General features: G+C 72.4%; 23 protein-coding genes. 13 read left to right on the plus strand and 10 right to left on the minus strand.

Annotated elements, in window-relative coordinates; all coding sequences use genetic code 11:
* The first annotated feature begins 135 nt into the window (after positions 1–135).
* Positions 136–831 (plus strand): endo-1,4-beta-xylanase XynA, encoded by a 696-nt coding sequence (xynA, locus tag J2Z30_RS34090; RefSeq protein WP_044572336.1) that lies wholly within the window; start codon positions 136–138, stop codon positions 829–831.
* Between the two features lie 125 nt (positions 832–956).
* Complete coding sequence (locus J2Z30_RS34095) at positions 957–1,511, plus strand: NUDIX hydrolase (protein ID WP_044572337.1); 555 nt, start codon at positions 957–959, stop codon at positions 1,509–1,511.
* An 18-nt stretch (positions 1,512–1,529) separates the two neighbouring features.
* Here the strand turns inward: J2Z30_RS34095 and J2Z30_RS34100 are convergent, their stop codons facing one another.
* From J2Z30_RS34100 to J2Z30_RS34110, 3 genes are all read right to left on the minus strand, one after another.
* Positions 1,530–2,114, minus strand: coding sequence for a GNAT family N-acetyltransferase (locus J2Z30_RS34100; RefSeq protein ID WP_308280193.1), 585 nt, complete (start codon positions 2,112–2,114; stop codon positions 1,530–1,532).
* A 114-nt stretch (positions 2,115–2,228) separates the two neighbouring features.
* Positions 2,229–2,987, minus strand: coding sequence for a sulfite exporter TauE/SafE family protein (locus tag J2Z30_RS34105; RefSeq protein WP_044572339.1), 759 nt, complete (start codon positions 2,985–2,987; stop codon positions 2,229–2,231).
* Positions 2,988–3,121: 134 nt separating this feature from the next.
* Positions 3,122–3,883: a DUF4232 domain-containing protein gene (locus tag J2Z30_RS34110; RefSeq protein WP_044572341.1), complete on the minus strand. Its 762-nt coding sequence runs from the start codon at positions 3,881–3,883 to the stop codon at positions 3,122–3,124.
* 312 nt (positions 3,884–4,195) lie between these two features.
* Between J2Z30_RS34110 and J2Z30_RS34115 the strand changes: the two genes are divergently transcribed.
* A complete protein-coding gene (locus tag J2Z30_RS34115; protein ID WP_044572343.1) occupies positions 4,196–6,514 on the plus strand; it encodes a serine/threonine-protein kinase in 2,319 nt (772 codons plus the stop codon).
* Between the two features lie 9 nt (positions 6,515–6,523).
* Here J2Z30_RS34115 and J2Z30_RS34120 read toward each other — a convergent pair whose 3' ends face one another.
* Entirely contained in the window at positions 6,524–7,531 is a 1,008-nt protein-coding gene (locus tag J2Z30_RS34120) for a hemolysin family protein (RefSeq protein WP_044572346.1), read from the minus strand.
* On the minus strand, positions 7,528–8,913 hold the full coding sequence (locus J2Z30_RS34125) for a hemolysin family protein (protein ID WP_078956768.1): 1,386 nt from the start codon (positions 8,911–8,913) through the stop codon (positions 7,528–7,530). Before J2Z30_RS34125 ends, J2Z30_RS34120 begins: the two co-directional genes overlap by 4 nt.
* 313 nt (positions 8,914–9,226) lie before the next feature.
* On the opposite strand from J2Z30_RS34125, the gene J2Z30_RS34130 reads away from it, so the two are divergent.
* The 4 genes from J2Z30_RS34130 to J2Z30_RS34145 all read left to right on the plus strand — a co-directional run bounded on the left by J2Z30_RS34130 (position 9,227) and on the right by J2Z30_RS34145 (position 12,080).
* Positions 9,227–9,919, plus strand: coding sequence for a hypothetical protein (locus J2Z30_RS34130; RefSeq protein WP_308280194.1), 693 nt, complete (start codon positions 9,227–9,229; stop codon positions 9,917–9,919).
* Positions 9,920–10,034: 115 nt separating this feature from the next.
* Positions 10,035–10,286 carry an NfeD C-terminal domain-containing protein gene (locus J2Z30_RS34135; RefSeq protein WP_044572350.1) on the plus strand — a complete coding sequence of 84 codons (252 nt, stop codon included), beginning with the start codon at positions 10,035–10,037 and terminating at the stop codon, positions 10,284–10,286.
* 11 nt (positions 10,287–10,297) lie between these two features.
* On the plus strand, positions 10,298–11,458 hold the full coding sequence (locus J2Z30_RS34140; RefSeq protein ID WP_044572351.1) for an SPFH domain-containing protein: 1,161 nt from the start codon (positions 10,298–10,300) through the stop codon (positions 11,456–11,458).
* Between the two features lie 190 nt (positions 11,459–11,648).
* The gene (locus tag J2Z30_RS34145) at positions 11,649–12,080 is read left to right on the plus strand and encodes an NUDIX hydrolase (RefSeq protein ID WP_044572354.1); all 432 of its coding nucleotides are present in this window, start codon (positions 11,649–11,651) and stop codon (positions 12,078–12,080) included.
* 62 nt (positions 12,081–12,142) lie between these two features.
* Here J2Z30_RS34145 and J2Z30_RS34150 read toward each other — a convergent pair whose 3' ends face one another.
* Entirely contained in the window at positions 12,143–13,042 is a 900-nt protein-coding gene (locus tag J2Z30_RS34150; protein ID WP_044572356.1) for a LysR family transcriptional regulator, read from the minus strand.
* A gap of 108 nt (positions 13,043–13,150) precedes the next feature.
* Here J2Z30_RS34150 and J2Z30_RS34155 point away from each other — a divergent pair, with 108 nt between their 5' ends.
* The gene (locus tag J2Z30_RS34155) at positions 13,151–14,098 is read left to right on the plus strand and encodes a PhzF family phenazine biosynthesis isomerase (RefSeq protein ID WP_044572358.1); all 948 of its coding nucleotides are present in this window, start codon (positions 13,151–13,153) and stop codon (positions 14,096–14,098) included.
* A 37-nt stretch (positions 14,099–14,135) separates the two neighbouring features.
* The gene (locus J2Z30_RS51090; RefSeq protein WP_281062779.1) at positions 14,136–14,264 is read left to right on the plus strand and encodes a hypothetical protein; all 129 of its coding nucleotides are present in this window, start codon (positions 14,136–14,138) and stop codon (positions 14,262–14,264) included.
* 159 nt (positions 14,265–14,423) lie between these two features.
* On the opposite strand, the gene J2Z30_RS34160 is transcribed toward J2Z30_RS51090, so the two are convergent.
* A complete protein-coding gene (locus tag J2Z30_RS34160; protein ID WP_209468943.1) occupies positions 14,424–15,197 on the minus strand; it encodes a hypothetical protein in 774 nt (257 codons plus the stop codon).
* A 348-nt stretch (positions 15,198–15,545) separates the two neighbouring features.
* Between J2Z30_RS34160 and J2Z30_RS34165 the strand changes: the two genes are divergently transcribed.
* Both J2Z30_RS34165 and J2Z30_RS34170 read left to right on the plus strand, forming a co-directional pair.
* On the plus strand, positions 15,546–15,881 hold the full coding sequence (locus J2Z30_RS34165) for a Scr1 family TA system antitoxin-like transcriptional regulator (RefSeq protein ID WP_209468944.1): 336 nt from the start codon (positions 15,546–15,548) through the stop codon (positions 15,879–15,881).
* Between the two features lie 11 nt (positions 15,882–15,892).
* A complete protein-coding gene (locus tag J2Z30_RS34170; protein ID WP_044572361.1) occupies positions 15,893–16,087 on the plus strand; it encodes a DUF397 domain-containing protein in 195 nt (64 codons plus the stop codon).
* A gap of 577 nt (positions 16,088–16,664) precedes the next feature.
* Here the strand turns inward: J2Z30_RS34170 and J2Z30_RS34175 are convergent.
* Complete coding sequence (locus J2Z30_RS34175; RefSeq protein ID WP_044572365.1) at positions 16,665–16,913, minus strand: hypothetical protein; 249 nt, start codon at positions 16,911–16,913, stop codon at positions 16,665–16,667.
* A gap of 22 nt (positions 16,914–16,935) precedes the next feature.
* Between J2Z30_RS34175 and J2Z30_RS34180 the strand changes: the two genes are divergently transcribed.
* Positions 16,936–17,631, plus strand: coding sequence for an HAD family hydrolase (locus J2Z30_RS34180; protein ID WP_078956769.1), 696 nt, complete (start codon positions 16,936–16,938; stop codon positions 17,629–17,631).
* 139 nt (positions 17,632–17,770) lie between these two features.
* Entirely contained in the window at positions 17,771–18,106 is a 336-nt protein-coding gene (locus tag J2Z30_RS34185) for a hypothetical protein (RefSeq protein WP_044572366.1), read from the plus strand.
* 59 nt (positions 18,107–18,165) lie between these two features.
* Here J2Z30_RS34185 and J2Z30_RS34190 read toward each other — a convergent pair whose 3' ends face one another.
* Together J2Z30_RS34190 and J2Z30_RS34195 are read right to left on the minus strand one after the other, a co-directional pair.
* Positions 18,166–19,266, minus strand: a complete 1,101-nt coding sequence (locus J2Z30_RS34190; RefSeq protein WP_044572368.1) for an ABC transporter ATP-binding protein — start codon at positions 19,264–19,266, stop codon at positions 18,166–18,168.
* Positions 19,263–20,087: an ABC transporter permease gene (locus J2Z30_RS34195; protein ID WP_044581659.1), complete on the minus strand. Its 825-nt coding sequence runs from the start codon at positions 20,085–20,087 to the stop codon at positions 19,263–19,265. The genes J2Z30_RS34190 and J2Z30_RS34195 overlap by 4 nt, the downstream gene beginning before the upstream one ends.
* Positions 20,088–20,130 lie beyond the last annotated feature (43 nt).

Genomic DNA, 20,130 nt, shown 5'->3' on the forward strand with positions numbered 1-20,130 from the left:
GGAAATACTCACTCCCAGGAGATCACCCGCCCCGGCAGAGTTTCCGTAATCCTTGCGGAAACTGTTGACACCCCACGGCGCCGGTCCAACACTGACGCACCAACAGGCCCCCACCACAACCGAGGAGGAGGAAGCATGCACCGGGACGACACCCCCGCCCAGCCGATCAGCCGCAGGAACTTAATCGGCCGGGCCGGCGCCCTGACGCTGGTCACGTCCGGGCTGACGCTGCCCAGCATCGGAACCGCGAGCGCCGATACGACCATCACCACGAACCAAACCGGCACCAACAACGGCTTCTACTATTCGTTCTGGACCGACGGCGGTGGATCGGTCTCCATGACGCTGTCGTCAGGCGGCAGTTACCGGAGCTCGTGGACCAACTGCGGGAATTTCGTGTGCGGTAAGGGCTGGAGCAACGGCGGCCGCAGGAACGTGCAGTACTCGGGCAGCTTCAACCCGTCCGGCAACGGATATCTGTGTCTCTACGGGTGGACCTCAAACCCGCTCGTGGAGTACTACGTCGTCGACAACTGGGGTACATACCGGCCCACGGGGACGTACAAGGGCACCGTCACCAGCGATGGCGGCACGTACGACATCTACCAGACGACGCGCTACAACGCCCCCTCGGTCGAGGGCATCCGGACGTTCAATCAGTACTGGAGTGTCCGGCAGTCGAAGAAGACGGGCGGAACCATCACCACGGGCAATCACTTCGACGCATGGGCCCGTTCCGGAATGGGTCTTGGCACCTTCAAGTACTACATGATCCTGGCGACTGAGGGATATCAGAGCAGTGGGAATTCGAATCTCACCGTGAGCGGATGACATTCGGGTCCGAGCCGTCCCTCGCGTTCATCACCACAGAGCCCCAGGCCGACCGCCTGGGGCTCACGCGCTCGGGCGAGGAAAACCCCGCGCCGTGGGCGGGCTCGCGTCGTTAGGATCCGCGCATGGCCACAGCCGATCACTCAGTCCTCCATGTCCTTACGGACTACCGGCCGAAGACCACCGCGGAATGCTCCGACGTCGAGCGGGTGCGCGGCGTCATCGAGGCGGGCGCGCCCTGGGACCGGACGAGTCCCCTCCACATCACCGCCTCCGCCCTGATCGTGCACCCCGACAGCGGCCGGGTGCTGCTGCGCTGGCACCAGCGCCACCAGTCGTGGCTGCTGGTCGGCGGGCATGGCGACCCGGGTGAGTACGACCCGCTCGCCATCGCGCTGCGGGAGGGGCGGGAGGAGACCGGACTGCCCGATCTGGCCCCGTGGCCGGACGCGGAGGTACGGCATCTGGTGATCGTCCCGGTCCCCGCGAACAGCCGGGAGCCGGCACATGAGCACGCCGACGTGCGCTTCGTACTGGCCACCAGCGCTCCAGAGGCGGTACGCCCGGAGAACCCGGACGCGCCGCTGCGCTGGCTGACGCCGGACGAGGCGCGGATGGCGATCACGGAGGCGAACATCCTGGACACCCTGTCCCGTGCGGAGCCCCTGCTCGCACGCTGATCGCTCAATGGCCCGGCGTCATGCCACACGCCGCGCCGCGACTCGGGCGAGCAGGGCGTCCCGCACCGTGGGCCATTCGTCCGCGAGGAGGCTGTAGTACAGCGAGTCACGACGGCTGCCGTCCGGGCGCCGCATATGGCTGCGCAACGTCCCCTCGTGGACCAGGCCGAGGCGGGCCAGGGCGCGCTGGGAGCGCACATTGAGGTTGTCCGTGCGCAGGGCCAGCCGCGCGAGCCGCAGGTCGTCGAAGGCGTGGCCGAACAGGAGCAGCTTGGACTCCGCGTTGTACGGGCCGCCCCAGCAGGAGCGGTCGAACCACGTCGCGCCGATCTCGGTGCGGCTCTCGACGAGGTCGAGGTCGTACATGCTGGTCGAACCGATCACCGTGCCGTCGGCGCGCCGTTGCACCGCGAAGCTGCGCCGCGTCGGGTCGGCGACCATCTCGCCCAGCATGTCCCGGAGTTGGCCCACGCTCTCGGGCCTCGGCCGGGGCATCCACCGCCAGACCTCGGGGTCGGACGCGGAGGGGAAGAGGGCCTCGGCGTGGTCGTCGGACAACGGGATGAGGCGGACAACAGTGCCTTCGAGCGCCTGGTTGCTCACCCGCACAGAATAGGTCCCCGCGATCCTCGGGATCGTCGGGATCCCCACGATCCTCGCGATCCTCGGGTCGCGGCGATGGCGCGACGAGGTGGCCGGGCGGAGAGGACGGTGGGGTCAGCGCCAGAGGGAGATGGCCAGACCGAGGCCGCCCAGGGCTATGGCGATTCGGAGGGGCGTTTCGGGAAGGCGGCGGACGGCCAGGGGGCCCAGCCGGCTGCCCAGGAGGGCGCCCAGGCCGAGGGTGACGGCGGCGGGCCAGTTGACCGGGGCGACGGCTACGTAGGCGACTGCCGCCGTTACGTTGGCCGCGCCGGTGGCGATGTTCTTGACGGCGTTGGTGACCGGGAGGGGTTCCGTGGCCGTCAGGGAGAGTACTGCCAGCATCAGGACGCCCGAGGCCGCGCCGAAGTAGCCGCCGTAGAGGCCGACCAGCAGGACCGCGCACGCCAGCGGGAGGGTGGGGCGGGCGGTCTGGGCCAGGGGGTGTGAGCGGGAGGCCATGAGTCGGCGGAGCGGGTCGCGGACCAGGATCAGCACCGAGCCGAGGGCGATCAGCCACGGTACGACGGCCTCGAAGGCGGAGGACGGGGTGCCCAGCAGCAGGGCGGCCCCGACCGCGCCGCCCAGTGCCGCGATGGCGGCGAGCCGGAGGAGGCGGTCGCGCTGGCCGCGGAGTTCGGTGCGGGATCCGGCCGCGGCACCGACGGTGTTGGAGAACAGCGCCACCGTGTTGGTCACATTCGCGGCCACCGGCGGCAGTCCTACCGCCAGCAGCGCCGGATAGCTGAACAGCGAGGCCAGCCCCGCGATCGAACCGGCGAGCCCGGAGGCCACACCGGCCGACACCAGCAGCGCCGCGGAGCCGATGCCCATCCGTTCCCCACCCCTGTGCCTGTGCCCTGTGCGCCGCGTCGGCGGCGCCGCTTCATCCTCCAGGGCGGCTGTCTTCTATGCAAGACACTGTTCATGTACATGGACGCCCGAGCACAGGGGTGCTTGCGCGCGCGTTACCAGGTCAGGGCGGTCTGCGCGTCCGTCTGCCAGTAGGTGACCTTCGCCGCGCTGTCCACGTAGACCGAGCCGCCGGGCAGTTCGACCGGCTTGGGGTCCTCGCTGCCGTCGATGAAGACCTCGAGCGAGTCGACCTTGCCGCCCTCGTCGCCCGAGCCGTCCGCCGCGGAGGTGGTGATGCCCGCGTAGGCGCTCTCGCCCGGGGCGAGCATGACCACGGCCTGCGGCTTGCTGTCCTCGTTCACCGGGGTGGCGGCCTGCGCCTCGGCGCCGAACTTCAGGCCCGGGTAGCCGACCAGCTTGCAGTCCACACCGGCCTTGTTGGTCGCTTTGAGCAGCATGTGGTTGACGGGGCTCTTGACGTGCTGGACGGTGATGGCCGTCTTGTTGATGTCGCAGTCGCCGACCGGCTCGGCCTCGGAGCCGCCACCGGACTTCTGGGACTGCGAATTCGCGTCCTTGACGCCCGCGGCAGCGCCCTCCTTGCCGCCCTGGCTCTCCTTACCGCCCTGGCTCCCCTTGCCGCCCTGGCTCCCCTTGCCGCCCTGGCTCCCCTTGTCGGCCTCAGCCTTGCCCGCGCCCTGTTCGTCCGTGGAGGACGCGGGGGCCGTGGCCGACGAGTTCGCCTTGCCCGCGTCGTCGGAGCCTCCGTCTCCGCCCCCGCCGCACGCCGCCGTCAGGCTCAGGGCGGCGGCGGCCACGATGGAGGCGGCGATCGTACGGACGGTGCGGCCGCGGCGGTAAGCGGTGACGTTCATGGCGGGCTCCCCCAATGGGTCGGCGGTCCGGCCGGTGTTCCGCACCGGCCCTCGGTATGGCCATGAGCTTTCCGTGGTCCGCTGCCGTATCACTGCCGTCCCGACACCGATCCGCTAACGCGCCGCTAACGGAACTTCCCGTCCACACCGGCCCGTTCGCGCTCGCGCGTCACCGTGGCGCACATCACCGTTCCGCCACGTCCTGGACCGCATGGTCCGCCGAGGCTCCCGCCGACCTAATGTAGGTCTTCGGTAGGGCCGTTCGAGACGCGAAAAAACAGCGCGGGAGAGGCGCGGGAGAGGGGATCGGCGATGCCGCTGGCCACCGGGGATCCGGAATCCATAGGCGGCTACGCCCTGCTCGGCCGGCTCGGGGCGGGCGGCATGGGCGTCGTGTACCTCGGGCGTGCGGCCTCGGGGCGGCAGGTCGCGATCAAGCTGGTCCATGAGCAGTACGCGCAGGACGAGGAGTTCCGCACCCGCTTCCGGCAGGAGGTCGCGGCGGCGCGCCGGGTGAGCGGGGCGTTCACCGCCCCCGTCGTGGACGCCGATCCGGAGGCCGACCGGCCGTGGATGGCCACCCTGTACGTACCGGGGCAGACCCTCTCCGAGGTCGTACGGAGGAACGGCCCCTTGAGCGGGCGGGAGTTGCGGACGCTCGGCCTCGGGCTGGTCGAGGCGCTGCGCGACATCCACCGGGCCGGGGTGGTGCACCGGGACCTCAAGCCCGCCAACATCCTGATGGCCGAGGACGGTCCGCGCGTCATCGACTTCGGCATCTCCCGCGCCGTCGACAGCCAGACGCTCACCGTCACCATCGGGCGGGTGCTCGGCACCCCGCCGTTCATGTCGCCGGAGCAGCTGCGCAGCCCTCGGGGCGTCACGGGGGCGTCGGACGTCTTCTCGCTGGGCTCGCTGCTGGTGTACGCGGCGCGGGGCAGCAGCCCGTTCGAGTCGGACAGCCCCTATCTGTCGGGCTACCAGGTGATGTACGAGCATCCGACGCTGGAGGGGGTCCCGGAACCGCTGCGGCCCATCGCCGGGCGCTGTCTGGCCAAGGAGCCGGAGGCCCGGCCGGGCCTGGACGAGCTGCATCGCATGCTGCGCGAGCTGCCGGACTTCCCGGCGGCTTCCCCGTCGGCGGCCGACAGTTCCACAACGGCCCACGGGCCTGGGGCGGTCGACAGCCCCGGGGCGGCCCACGGCCCGGCCACGCCCCACGGCCCCGCAATGGCCGCCGTTGGCCCTCCTCCCGCCTTCCCGGCCCCGGCCCCGGCCCCCACCCCCGCCCCGACCCACGACCCCCAGCCGCCCGCCTCCCGGCCGACCGTGCCGAGGCGAGGCGCCCGGCGGCGGCTCGTCGTCACCACCGCCGGAGTGGCCCTGGCCGTCACCGGGCTGATCGTCGCCGCGGCGGTCTTCGCCCCGGACATGACGGACTCGTCGGGCGATGCGTCCGCCACCGCCGACGCCGCGCACTCCCAGCAGCCCGCCTCGCTCCCCAAGGGCTGGCAGCCGTGGCGGACGGAGCTGCGGGTCGGGACCGAGGGGCCGCCCCTCGTCTACAACGAGCCGGGATGCGCCCCCGAGGACGGCCGGACCCTCTACTGCGGCGGCGACGGGTTCACGGTCGCCAGGGTCGACGCCGCCACCGGCCACGTCCAGTGGCGGTGGGGCACCCGCCCCCAGCTGGCGCGGCCCATCGGGGTGCGGGACGGAATCGTCTACACCTACCGGGAGTCGGAGGGGGACGGCGAACGGTTTGTGGTGGCCCTGGACGTAGCCACCCGGAAGCAGCGGTGGGAGCGGAGCATCAGCGGCTCCGCCTCGGTGCGCATGTTCCGCGGCGGGGTGCTGACGCTGTCGCCGGACGCCCGGGAACTCGTCGCCTACGGGCCGTCGGGGGCGCGGCTGTGGCAGTCGCCGGCACCCGAGGGGAAGTTCTGCGAGCCGACGACACTGGCCGGCGCACCGTACGGCCTGTGCGCGCCCAGCGACTCCAACGGCCTGGCCGCCGAGGGCCCGTACGACCTGCTGCGGCTGGAGCCCCCCGACGGCAGGCAGCAGCACCTCACCACCCTCCCGCGGAAGGCGCTGACCCTCGGCGCGGTCCAGGGCAAGCCGCTGTTCCTGATCCCGCAGACCGCGAAGGAGGTGTACGACTCGGGGTACGAGCGCCCGTACAACGCCATGGTGCGGATGGATCCGCGAACCGGCGAGATCACACGGATCCCGCTGAAGCGCCCCGTGCTCGGCAGGCCGACCCTGCTGCACGGCACCGTCTACTTCGTCCGTCCCAACGGGACGGTCACCGCGGTGGCGGCGGACAGCGGCCGGGAGCTGTGGCGGCGGGCGACAGAGACGGAGAACCTGTCCGAGCCGGTGCTGTCCCAGCGGTACGAGCAGCTGTACTTCGCCAACCGCTTCGGCCGTCTGCTGGCGCTGAACGTGGACGACGGCAAGGAGGCGTGGCGCACGGCCGCGCTGAACGATCCCGGGACGGCGGCGCAGGACGCGGAGCCGAGGGTGGTGCTCGTCAAGGACGCGATCGTGGCGACGGCCGGGGACACGGTGTTCTCCGTACGGCCGGACCGTCCGTCGGTTCATCCGTCGGTCCGGCCGTCGTCCTGAGCGGCGCGGTTACATCCCCACGAGTTCGTCCAGCACGTCCGTCATCGTGACGAAGCCGAGGACCGTGCCGGTGTCGGACGTCACCGCGGCCAGGTGGGCGCCGGTGGCGCGCATGGTGGTGAGGGTGTCGTCCAGCGGGGTGTCGGCGCGCACGCGGGGGACGGTGTGGACGGCGGTGCGGGGGAAGGGGCGATCCCGGTCGGCGACGCCGAGGGTGTCCTTGATGTGCAGATAGCCCAGGATGGCGCCGCCGGGCCCGGTGACCGGGAGGCGGGAGCAGCCGGCGGCGGCCGCCGTGCGTTCCAGTTGGGCGGGGGTGACACGGTGGTCGACGGTGACCATCTCGTCGAGGGGGACGAGGATGTCGCCGACCCGGCGGGTGCCCAGTTCCAGGGCGTCGCGCAGCCGCTCGCCGCCGGACTTGTCGAGCAGCCCGGCGTCGCTGGAGTCCCGTACCAGCCGGATGAGTTCGTCGTCGGTGAAGACCGACTCGACCTCGTCCTTGGGCTCGACCTTCAGCAGCCGCAGCAGCGCGTTGGCGAACGCGTTGACGCCGAAGACGACGGGGCGCAGGAGGCGGGTGAGGGCCACCAGCGGCGGGCCGAGGAGGAGCGCGGTGCGCTCGGGCGCGGCGAGGGCGATGTTCTTGGGGACCATCTCGCCGATGAGCATGTGGAGATACGTGGCCGCCGTGAGCGCGATGACGAACGCGATCGGATGCACCAGGGCGTGCGGGACGTGAACGGCGTCGAAGCCGGGCTCCAGCAGCTGGGCGATGGCCGGTTCGGCGACCGCGCCCAGCACGAGGGAGGAGATGGTGATGCCGAGCTGGGCGGTGGCCATCAGCGCGGACAGGTGCTCCAGCGCCCACAGCACACCGCGCGCCCGCTTCTCCCCCGCCTGCGCGCGCGGTTCGATCTGGCTGCGGCGCACGGAGATCAGGGCGAATTCGGCGCCGACGAAGAAGGCGTTGGTGAGGAGGGTGAGGGCGCCGATGGTGAGTTGGACGACGGTCATCGGGCGGCCTCGCGGTACTCAGTGGTCTGGACGGCCTCGGGGTACTCGGTGGTGTGGACGGCCCCGGGGGACTGGGTGGTGTGGACGGCCCCGGCGGCCTCCGTGATCCGTACGCGGTCGGCGCGGTGGTGGTCCACCTTCAGGACCGTGAGCTGCCAGCCGTCGTCCGTCTCGAAAGTGTCCCCGGCCGCCGGGATGCGCCCCAGGGCGGTGGCCAGGAGGCCTGCGACGGTTTCGTACGGGCCCTCGGGTGCGGCCAGGCCGATGCCGGTGAGCTCGTCCAGCCGTACGCCGCCGTCCGCCTCCCAGGCGCCGGGGCATAGGGGCACCAGGCCCGGCGTCTCGTCGGTGTCGTGTTCGTCGCGGACGTCGCCGACGATCTCCTCGACGATGTCCTCCAGGGTGGCGATGCCCGCGGTGCCCCCGTACTCGTCGATGACGACGGCCATGGTGTGCGCACGGCGCAGCCGGTCCAGCAGCCGGTCCACCGGGAGGCCGTCGGGCACCAGGAGCGGGGGCGTGGCCAGGTCGGTGACGGGGGTGGTGGCGCGGCGGGCGGCGTCCAGGGCGAGGACGTCGCGGATGTGCACGGTGCCGACCACCTCGTCCAGGGTGTCGCGGTAGACGGGGAAGCGGGACCGCCCGGTGGCCAGCGTGAGGTTGGCCGCGTCGGCGGCGGTGGCGTGGGCCTCCAGCGCCTGGACGTCCACGCGCGGGGTCATCACGTTCTCGGCGGTGAGCTCGCCCAGGTGGAGCGTACGGACGAACAGCTCGGCCGCGTCCTGCTCCAGCGCGCCCTCGGCGGCCGAGTGGCGCGCCAGCGCGACCAGCTCGTCCGGCGTACGGGCGGAGGCCAGCTCCTCGGCGGGCTCCAGGCCCATGCGGCGCACCAGGCGGTTGGCCGTGTCGTTGAGGTGGTGGATCAGCGGGGCGAAGGCGGCGGTGAAGGCCCGCTGCGGGGAGGCGACCGCCTTGGCCACATGCAGGGGGCGGGAGATGGCCCAGTTCTTGGGCACCAGCTCCCCGGCGACCATCAGCACCACCGTGGAGACGGCCACGCCCAGCACCACGGCGGTCGTAGAGGCCGCGCCCTCGGGCAGGCCGGTCGCGGTGAGCGGGGTTTCGAGGAGGGCGGCCAGCGAGGGCTCGGCGAGCATGCCGATCACCAGGGAGGTGACGGTGATGCCCAGCTGGGCCCCGGAGAGCTGGAACGTCAGCCGGCGCACGGCCGTGAGCGCGCTGTCGGCCCCGCGCTCACCGGCTTCGGCGGCGCGCTCCAGGGCGCCGCGCTCGACGGTGGTGAGGGAGAACTCGGCTGCCACGAAGAGGGCGCAGGCGAGGGTGAGGGCCAGTGCGAGGAGAAGCAGCAGGATCTCGGTCACCGTGCCAGTCCCGTCTGCCCGACAAGGGGTGCTCTGGTGCTGGGCGGGCGGGGTGTGGCACGGGTGGTACTGGGAGGTTCGCCCATCGCGGGTCCGGGGCTCCTTACGTCGCTGGGAGAGTGCTGGGAGGGCGCTAGTAGGTCAAGTGTCCCCACACCCATAGTAAAGGTACGGTAAAGGAGTGTGCCCGTCGGGCGACCGCCACGGACCGCGCCGAAATCGGCTCCGTGTTACCTGCGGCTTTCGTGTGCCGGCTCGATTGGCCCCGGGGTTGCCTGTCGTCGGCACAGGTTTATCGGCAATACTTCCGGCCGTGGAGCAGAGCACTGGACCGATCATCCCGCCCATGCACACCGCCGGGACGGATCCGGGGTACATCCCCGGCCTGACGTCCCCGCGCCCTGCCGAAGAGGAGGAGGACGCCCCGGACAAGGCAGCGGCGGAGCAACCGCCGGAGGAAGTCACCGCCGAGGACGAGCCGGAGCTCGACGAGGAAGAGGGCGTCGAGGCCGAGGCGGAGTCCGACGGCGAAGCCGACGCGTCGAAGGACGTCGTCGCGTCCGGCGGGGAAGCGGACGACGACGAGGAGGCCGAGGACGCGGAAGAGGACGCGGACGAGGACGGCGGGGCCGTCTTCGAGGTGTCCGACCGGCGCGGTGCGATACGGGCCGGGCGCCGAGGGGTCACCTTCGAACTCGACGGCGAGAAGGCCGAGTTCGGGTGGGACGAGATCGGCGCGGTGGAGGTCGACACCCCGCGGTTCGGCAAGCGCTTCGGGATCACCGTCTATACGACCAACCGGCGCTGGTACACCGCCGATGTCGAGGCACCGGCCCGTAAGCTCCTCAAGGAATGGACGGCGGAGCTGGACGCGGTGCTCGACGCGTATTTCGAGGACTCGGAGGACGGCGGGACCGAGGCCGAGACTGAGGCCGAGACCGAAGCCGAGGGCAAGGCTGACGCGAACACCGGCACCGGCACCGACGCCAAGGACGCCACCTCGTAGCGGCCGTCCACGCGGGTGGCGGTTCGCCCGATCCCCGCTGCGCACAACCGTATCCGGCGCCGGGAAAACGGTCTAACGTCGGATTCCAGCAGCGGAACAACGGGGGGGCTGCCGCATGACACCGGATGATCCTGTGATCGGTCGCACCGGGGTGCTGCTTCTGGGCACCCGTGGTGCCAGTGGTCCCGGCGAGGTCCTGGTGCGCGTCAGGGGCGGTTCGGAGACGTTCCTCGCCTGGTCCTCCGACCCGCTGCCGCAAGGCGCGTCCGTCCTCGTGATCGACTTCCGCGGCTCCCGCCAGGTCGACGTCATCGAGTGGACCGATCCATTGAACGCGTCGTCCGGCGGGGCCGGCGGCGCCGGTTGAGGAGACGAAGGATGTTCGGTTACCGCGTACCCGCACCCGACCAGGCGATGCTGATCTCGGGTGGCAGGCGTGGACATGGGGGTGCGCCGTTTCGCGTGGTGACCGGGCACGGCAAGTTCGTGCTTCCGGTCTTCCGCAAGGTCCGCTTCCTGACACTGGCGATGTGTGAGGCCGAGGTCGCGGAGAAGTGCGTCAGCCGGCAGGGCATCACGCTGACGGTGCGCGCGGTGATCGCGTTCAAGGTGGGCAATGACACCGAGTCCATCGTCAACGCGGGGCAGCGGTTCCTCTCCGACCAGGGGCAGATGGCGGTACTGACGGGGCGGATCTTCGCGGGTCATCTGCGGTCCATCATCGGCTCGATGACGGTCGAGGAGCTCATCACCGAGCGGCAGAAGCTGGCCACCGAGGTGCTGGACACCTCCAAGGCGGAGATGGCGAAGATCGGTCTGATCGTGGACTCGTTGCAGATCCAGTCGATCGACGACGGCGACACCGGCTATATCGACGCGATGTCCGCCCCTCACAAGGCCGCCATCCAGCGGCAGGCCCAGATCGCCCAGGCGCAGGCCAGCCAGGCCTCGGCCGAGGCGGAGCAGGAGGCGGCGCGCAACCAGGCCGAGTACGCGCGGCAGACGGCGGTGGTGCAGGCCCAGTACAACTCCGAGGTGGACCGCGCCCAGGCGCAGGCCGCCCAGGCCGGACCGCTGGCGGAGGCGCACGCGCAGCAGGAGGTGCTGTCCGCGCGCACGGAGTTGGCCCAGCGGGCGGCCGATCTGCGGCAGCAGCAGCTGGTGGCCGAGATCGTGAAACCGGCGGAGGCGGAGGCCGAGCGGATCCGGGTGGTGGCGCTGGCCGAGGCGGAGCGCATGAAGATCCAGGCCGAGGCGGCGGCCTCACACGGCCGGGTCGCGCTTGACCGCATGCTGATCGACCAACTGCCGCAGATCGTCAAGGAGGCCGCCTCCGGACTCTCCGGGGCGAACGTCAACGTCCTCAACGGGACGGACGGGCTGGGCGAGATCGCGGCGGGCCTGGTCGGCCAGGGGCTGACCATCCTGGACTCGGTGCGGCGCAACATGGGCGCCCCGGGCGCGGAGGACGAGCCCAAGCGACGCGATGAGCCGAAGCGGCGGGGCGGGGCGGAGGACGGGGCGGTCGAGGTTCGTTAGGGGGTGTCCGGCGGGGCGTGACGCCTGCGGCGGGCTGTTTCCCCTCCCCGCCCCTTCCCACAACTGGGGCTCCGCCCCAGGCCCCGGACGCCCTTCGGGCGTGTCCTCAATCGCCGGACGGGCTGCATTCAGCCCGTCCGGGCGTTGCTACCGTGAGAAACCCCCAGCCAGCCGAGAGGGCCGAAGGAACGTGACCACTGACCGCCCGCACCGCGTCGGCGTCGCCGGAGTCATCGTGGACGAGCGCGGCCGGGCGCTGCTGATCAAGCGGCGCGACGGCAGCACCTGGGAACCGCCGGGCGGCGCGCTCGACCCCGACGCCACCATCCCGGACGCCCTGCAGCGCGAGATCCTCGAGGAGACGGGCGTCAAGATCGCGCTCCCGGCCGCGCTCACCGGGGTCTACAAGGACATGACGGACCTCACCGTCTCCCTCGTCTTCCGCTGCGAGGCCCTCGACGGCACCCCCGCCACCGGCCCCCGAACCCGCGCCTGGCGCTGGGCCACCCGCGCCGAGGTCCCCGATCTCGCCGACGAGGCGTACGCGGTGCGCGTCCTGGACGCGCTCGACACCGCCACCCCACCGGCGGTCCGCGCCCACGACGGCGTGACGCTGGTCTGACGTACGGCCCGCCCCGTCCGACGGCCCTTTGACGGTGGTTTGACGGTCGTTTGACGTACGGCTCACGCCGCGAGCAGCCGCGTCAGCTCGTCCGCCACCGCCCGCGCCGCCGGGCTGGTCCAGCGGCGGCGGTGGCGGGTGAGCTGGACGGGCACCGGGGGGATGGCCGGGCCGTGGACCTCGGCGAGATGGCCCTCGGCGAGCTGCCGTTCCACCGTGGCGCGGGGGAGGAGCGTCAGGCCGAGGCCCGCGGCGACGCAGGCGCGGGCGGCCTCGATGCTGCCGAAGCGGGTGAGGCGGGGTGCCGGGCCGGGGAGGGCGAGGAGGGTGCGGACGAGATGGTCGCTGTAGGAGCAGCCCTGTTCATGGACGAAGAAGCTCTGCCCGGCCAGTTCGTCCCAGCCCGCCTCGCGCCCGGCCAGCGGGTGGCCGGGGGCGGCGACGTAGACGAGGGGTTCGCGGGCGATGGGGCGGGCCACCAGGTCGGCGTCGGTCACGTCCTGTTCGAGGAGCAGGACGAGGTCGAGCCGTCCCGTACGCAGCCCCTCGACGGCCGCCGCGCTGCCCGCGGGGTGGAGGTGGAGGTCGATACCGGGGTGGGTGCGGCGCAGGGAGGCGATCACGCGGGGGAGGTGCGAGGCGCACAGCGACTCGCCCGCGCCGAGGGCGACCGGGCCCTCCGCCGCGCCGTCCGCGCCGCCGCCGCTTCCGGCCGCCGCCACCGCGCGCAGCCGGGCCTCGGCGTCCAGGACCTCCTCGGCCTCCGTCAGCAATCGGCGTCCGGCGCTGGTCGGCAGGGCGCCTGAGGGCAGCCGGTCGAAGAGGCGGGTGCCCAGCTCCCGTTCCAGGGTGCGTATCTGGACGGTGACGGTGGACTGGGCGAGATGGAGCTCGGTGGCGGTCGCGGTGAAGCTGCCGGTTCTCGCCAGCGCCGCGAACGTCTTCAGGAGTCGTGTGTCCACGAGGGCCAGGATAGGTGGCCTCCGACCTGCTCTCATTGGGTTTCTCGATCGACTCCAGCGAAAGGAATCGTTGGACGCGATACCGGGCGCGGTGGAACCGTGGACGGCATGACCGCACCCACGGAACCCACGGCGTCCACCGCGTCCGCCGCGCCCACCGCCTCCGCCCCGGATGTCGACGTTCTGCGCTACTCCGCCTTCACCACCCGCCCCGACGGCGGCAATCCCGCCGGTGTGGTCCTCGACGCCGCGGCCGTCGCGGACGACGACGCGGCCATGACCGCCATCGCCGCGCGGGTCGGCTACTCGGAGACCGCGTTCATCACCGAGCGGGACGAGGCCGCGCGCCGCTACCGGCTGCGGTACTTCAGCCCGCTCGCCGAAGTCGCGTTCTGCGGACACGCCACGATCGCCACGGCCGTGGCCCTCGCCGAGCGCGACGGCCCGGGTGAGCTGGTCTTCGACACGGCCTCGGGCGAGATCCGCGTCGAGACCACGGCCGACGGCGACGGGCCGCCCCGCGCCACGCTCACCAGCGTTCCCACGCGGTCACGCCCCGCCGACCCGGGTACGGAGATCGAGCCGACGCTGGCGGCGCTGGGCTGGTCCGCGGACGACCTGGACCCGGCCCTGCCCCCGCATGTCGCCTTCGCGGGCAACGACCACCTCGTCCTCGCCGCCGCCACCCGCGAACGGCTGGCGGACCTCGACTACGACTTCGACGCGCTGGATGCGGTGATGCGGCGGCGCGGCTGGACGACGGTGCATCTGGTGTGGCGCGAGAACGCGGATCCGTCCACGGAGGGCTTCGTCTTCCACGCCCGCGATCCGTTCCCCGTCGGCGGGGTGGTCGAGGACCCGGCCACCGGCGCCGCGGCCGCCGCCTTCGGCGGCTATCTGCGGGTACTCGGCCTGGTCGACGGCCCGGCCAGGATCCGTATCCGCCAGGGCGAGGACATGGGCCGCCCCAGCGACCTCCTGCTCGACATCGCGCCCGACGCCCCCCGGGCGCGGGTCAGCGGCCAGGCCGTCCCGATCCCGGAAACCGAGCGATGAACGGTCCCGCGGACCGCGTGAGAAGGGGAACGGTGTGATGAAGACGCGCTACTACCACCTGCCGCACCTCACCGGCGTGGACGCCCTCCGGCTGGACGAGCGCGAGGTGCCCGCTCCCGGGCCGCGCGAGGTGCTGGTCCGGATGCGGGCCTGGTCGCACGAATGACGACGAACGCCGAAGCCCGTCCCGGCGGAGCGGAGGGCCACGGGCGGCCCGTTCAACACCCCCGACTCGGCCACGTTCTACGGCGGCGACCACCGCGGCTACACCGACTGCCCCGCCCTCACCGCCTGATCGGCGTACGCGACCGTCAAAGAGAGCCCGTCACGGGAGCCCGTGCAGCTTGGCGATCAGCCGCCGCAGCAGGGCCACCCGGTCGCTGCCGCGCGGCCGGCAGTCCTCCAGGCGCCGGACGACGCCCCGCGGCACGTCCTCGACCCCGACGGCGTCCACGACCTTGTCCAGCGCGTGGATGCCCCAGTACTGGCCGAAGGCGAGCGGCTCCTTCACGACGGCGTCCGTGAGGGCGGCCAGCGCGTCCGCGTCCGGCACCGCGTACAGCCGCGCGTACGCGGCCAGGCGCAGGCCGCCGTCCGGCGAGGTGAGCCAGCCGTCCAGGTCGGGGGCGGCGAGCCGCTGGGTGGCGCGCACCAGCCGGGCGAAGATGCCGCTCATGCGCTGCGTACGGGCGGACCCGCTGAACATCGACGTACGGACCTCGAGGTATTCGGCGGCCAGCCGGCGCACATCCGTGAGCGCCGTGGCGCCGCCGTCGGCCTCGGGTCCGTCGTCGCCGCTCCCCACGAGGGCGGCGTCGGCGATCCGCTCGGCGGCCTCGATGCGCCGCTCGACCGCCTCCTTGAACTCCAGGCGCACCCCGCCCGGCAGTTCGATGCTGTTGAGCAGATCGCGCAGCCACGGCACGACGGCGACCACCAGGAGCGCCACGGTGACGTTGTCTATCTTCAGATCCGGCGCCAGCACATGGGTGACGGCCACCGCGATGGCCACACAGCTCACCACGGACGCGACGACGAACCGCCGCCTCCCGGCCCGCCCCGAATACCCCTCGCCCTCCCCGGGCTCCCCCTGCCTCATGTGCCCCAGCATGCCCCAACGGGGCCCGGGGCGGGCCGGGCAGCCGTGCCACGCCCGCCGGGAAGCCCCGTCCGGCCAGACGTGGCACAGGGCACGGCCCGCGAAATCCTCCCTCTGTGCGCTGTGGTCGGGCCCGCTCCGCCTTCAGCAGACGCTGATAATCCGTGAGGACGCGCAGCAGCGCGAAGCCGGTGCCGAGGGGGACGGTGCCGAGTTCGAGTTGCGGTTGGTGGGGGTCGCTGAGGTCGGCCCGTATGTCGGGGAGCCGTACGCCGTGGGCAGCGAAGTCGTTACGGAGGATTGTGGCGACCCGCTCGGCGGGGGTGGGGTTCATACGGAGGCTCGGCCGTGACGCGCAAGCAGTTGCTGCGGCTCGTAGAGCTGGCGGAACTGCCGCATGTGACCATTCAGGTCCTGCCCTTCACGGCGGACGGCCTGCCAATGATGAACACGCCCTTCAACCTGATTGCTTCACACGGCGGGATTCTGGAAACCATCCAGTTGGACCACGCAAGCCAGTCCATGTTCCTCCACGACCCGGACTCGGTCGCCCAGTACCGAGGGCACTTCGACCGGCTCCGTGGCGTAGCCCTACCGCCAGTGGACACCAGCCCTTCTGCGATCAGCCATGACGTTCGCGATTCGCTTGGCCTGATCCAACACATCCTCTACAGCCATTACTAGGAAGCGTGGTCATGCCTGACCTCAAGTGGCACAAGTCCTCCTTCAGCACGGACGTCCACCAGAACTGCGTGGAACTCGCCGCCGCCCCTGGCGGCATACGCATACGCGAGAGCGACGAGCCCGACGCGGTGGTCCGTACGACGCCCGCCGCGCTCGGCGTCTTCATACGCGCCGTGAAGGCCGGTCGCCTCGACCGCACCCTCTGAGCGCAGGCCAGATGTCAGGTGCAGGCATCGTCTCGCGCGCTTCGCGCGATTGAGCAGCGGGGCAGGGGGCCGGGGCGCAAGGCGCGTTGCCGACCGCCGGGCCGGTGGGGGCTCGCGCCGTGACGGCAACGCCGCCCGGGGGCCGATGCCGATCCGGAGCGCGGTCCGGGGGGGCGGCCCCTCCGGGTACCCCCTCCGAAAACGCTTGATCTGAAGCAACTACCTTGTCAAGGGTTTTCGGGAGAGGTACCCCCTGCGGCGTCGAGTGCGACGGTGGACCGTTCAGGCGCGGCTGATGGGTTGTCCAGCGTCGCAGTGGATACGGAGTCCGGCGGTCCGGCGACGGGCCTCGCCCCGCACACGGATGCCGCCGCCGGCGGTCACTCCCACCGGCCCGGCGGTCGGCGGTCGACCCGCGCCCCCGCCCCCTGCCCCGCTGCTCAATCGCGCGAAGCGCGCGAGACGGCGCCGCACCCGACCGATGCGGCACCCCCGGCGGAGGCGGCCCGGCGGGCGAGCGGGACAGCCCCGGCCGACGGGACGGCGCTCCGCCCAACGCGGCGGCCAGGGGTACCGGCTACGCGGCGGGCAGAGGCCACGCCGCCGAGGGATCGCCGAGCCATACCCGGTGGTCGCCATCAGCCGTGACCGTCAGGCCGAAGGCGAACATCTCAGGCCGCCCGGCGCCCTCCCACCAAGCGAGGGCCTCGGCGGTCTCGTCGGCCAGGTCTCGCGGGCCCCACTGGTGCACCGTGCCATCCGTCGCGTACGCCCACGAGTCCCGGCTGCACCACCAGTGCTCGCCGTCCTGCGTCCAGTGCGCCACATCGTCCGCTTACGCTGCCCGCATGCTTCGCGCAGTGGTCTTCGACGTCGGCGAGACCTTGATCCGGGATGACCGCGGATGCGCCGCGTGGGCGGACTGGCTGGACGTCCCCCGCCATACCCTCTCCGCGCTCGTGGGCGCGGTCGTCGCTCAGGGCCGCGACAACGCCGAAGCCGTGCGGCTCATTCGGCCGGACATCGACATCGCGGCCGAGCGAGCCGCGATGGAGGCCGCGGGGGCGGGTGAGCGACTGGACGAAGCCGATCTCTACCCGGATGTGCGCCCAGCCCTCGCGGCCCTCCGTGAGAAGGGGCTCCGCATCGTCATCGCGGGCAACCAGACCGCGTACGCCGGCAAGTTGCTACGCGAGCTCGACCTCCCGGTCGACGAGATCGCCACCTCGGGCGAGTGGGGCGTGGCCAAACCCGATCCCCGCTTCTTCGCCCGCGTCCTGGACCTCGCCGGGACCCCGCCCGACGAGACGGTGTACGTGGGGGACCATCCCGCGAACGACATCCGCCCGGCACAGGCGGCGGGACTGCGCGTCGCGCATCTGCGGCGCGGGCCGTGGGGCCATCTCTGGTCCGGCACCGCCGAGGCGCACGCCGCCGACTGGCAGATCGACTCGCTGCACGATCTCGTGCGGCTCGCCACCAGCTCGACAACTTCCGCAGCTCCGGCGGCCCGCAGATCCGAGCCCGTGGTGCGCCCGAACTGACAGCTCGGGTGGGCAGCCCCTGGTGTCCCTACGGTCGGTATCACCTGACCGCATACGACGCCGGGGGATCCCATGCACACCAGCGCCTCCCATCCACAACCCTGGGCGCCACCGAGCGGCGCCGACGTGCGGATACGCCGTGCGGGCGCCCGAGGTGCTCAGGGAGCGGGTCCTGGGCTTACTCGGTGGGGCGACCGGTGCCGTCATCGCCGACTACAACCTCGTGTACTGGCTCATCCGCCCAGAAGCCGCGCAGGACTGGCGACGGATCCGGCAGGTGCAGACGCTCGGTACGGGCCGCGTTGAGACCTCGTACCTCGGCGTTCCGCCCATTGACCGGGCCAGCGGGCCGTATCCGCATTGGCGTGTCCCGCTCGGGCCGGGGCGATACCTCACGGACGCCGACCGGCTTCGCGAGGCGCTGGTCCGGGCGGTCGTCGCCGAGCTCGGGGTCGGGGAGGGGGACGACCGGTGACCGATGGTCGTCCAGTCGCGCAGCAGCCGCTCGACAGCGCGTAGGTGTGCTGGACCGGCTTACGCCGGGTATGCGTGGGTTTGCGTTGCCTTGAGGGTGGCCCACACCTGGCGGCCCGGGTGGAGGGACAGTTCGGCTACCGCCGCCGTCGTGAGGTCTGCCAGGAGGGGGAGTTCGCCGGTGAGGTCGAGGCGGATCTGATCGCCGTGGGACTCCATACCGGCCACCTCCAGCCGCCACAGGTTGCGGGCGCTGGAGTCGGGGCGGTCGCGGTGGAGGGTGACCGCGGCGGGTGGGAAGGCGACGAAGACCGGGCCGGTGAGGTCCTCGGTGGTGGTGATGGTGGTGCCGCCGTCGAGTGTCACGGTGTGGCTGTCGGCGCGGCCCTGGTAGAGGTTGAGGCCGACGAGGCTGGCGATGTAGTCGGTGCGGGGGCGGCGGGAGATGTCCGCCGGGGCGCCCTCCTGGACGATACGGCCGTCCTCCACGACCACGAGCCGGTCGGCCAGCACCATCGCGTCCAGCGGGTCATGGGTGACCAGGACGGCTACCGCCTCGAAGTCGGCCAGGTGGCGGCGGAGTCCGGCACGTACATCGAGGCGGGTGCGGGCGTCCAGCGCGGCCAGTGGCTCGTCCAGGAGCAGCAGCCGGGGGCGGGTGGCCAGGGCGCGGGCGAGGGCGACCCGCTGGGCCTGCCCGCCGGACAGGGCGCGGGGTTTGGCGCCCGCGCGGTCGGTCAGGCCCATCCGGTCCAGCCAGTCGGCCGCCTGCGCGCGGGCCTCCGCCTTCGGAACCCCGTGGCAGCGCGGGCCGAACGCCACGTTGTCCAGCGCGGTGAGGTGCGGGAAGAGCAGATAGTCCTGGAAGACGACGCCGACCGGGCGGTCCTCGGGCGGCGTCCGCAGTCGATGCGACGGCTCCTCCAGGGTCCGGCCGTCCAGCCGCAGCGCCCCCTCGGTGAGCGGGGTGAGCCCGGCCAGGGCGCGCAGCGCGGTCGTCTTGCCCGCGCCGTTGGGCCCGAGCAGGGCGACCACTTCGCCGGGCGCGGCGGTCAGCCGCAGGTCGAGCCGGAAGCTGCCCCGGTCGACGACGAGCCGGGCGGCGAGGCCGTCGGTGTGCGGCGTGGCCTCCTCGGTGGGGGAGGTGTCCGTGTTGGTCATGTGGCGGCCATCCAGCGGTCGCGCAGCCCGGCCAGGACCGCGATGGAGACGGCGAGGAGGACGAGGCTGAGCGCGATCGCGGCGGCCGGGTCGCTCTGCAGCGCGAGATAGACCGACAGCGGCATCGTCTGCGTACGGCCGGGGAAGTTGCCCGCGAAGGTGATCGTGGCGCCGAACTCGCCCAGCGCCCGCGCCCACGCCAGCACCGCCCCGGCCGCCACGCCAGGCGCCACCATCGGCAGGGTGACACGCCGGAACGCGGTGAAGCGCGAGGCGCCGAGCGTGGTGGCGGCCTCCTCGTAGCGTGGATCGGCGGCCCGCAGGGTGCCCTCGACGCTGATCACGAGGAACGGCATCGCGACGAACGCCTCCGCGACCACCACCCCCGCCGTGGTGAACGGCAGGGTCACGCCGAACGCCGAGTCCAGCCAGCGACCCACGATCCCGTTACGGCCCAGCGCGAGCAGCAGCGCCACACCGCCCACCACCGGCGGCAGCACCAGCGGCAGGGTCACCAGGGCGCGCAGCAGCCGGCGGCCGGGGAAGCGGGCGCGGGCCAGCAGCCAGGCCAGGGGTACGCCCAGGACCAGCGCCACGGCGGTGGCGGCGGTCGCGGTGATCAGCGAGAGCCGCAGCGCCTGCCACACCGCGACGCTGGTCAGCTGGTCGGGCAGGCTCCGCCAGGGCGCGCGGACCAGCAGCGCGACCAGTGGGAGCACCAGGAAGACCAGGCCGAGGAGGGCGGGGAGCAGGAGCGGCAGCGGGACGCCCGCGCGGAGGCGAGGGGTGCCGAGGCGGCGTCGCCGTGTGCCGCTGCCCAGAACCTCCGTGGGGCCGGTTGCCCCCTCTGGCTCCGCCCCGGCC

Origin of the sequence: Streptomyces iranensis, from assembly GCF_017874715.1 — a bacterium.
GTDB lineage: Bacteria > Actinomycetota > Actinomycetes > Streptomycetales > Streptomycetaceae > Streptomyces > Streptomyces iranensis.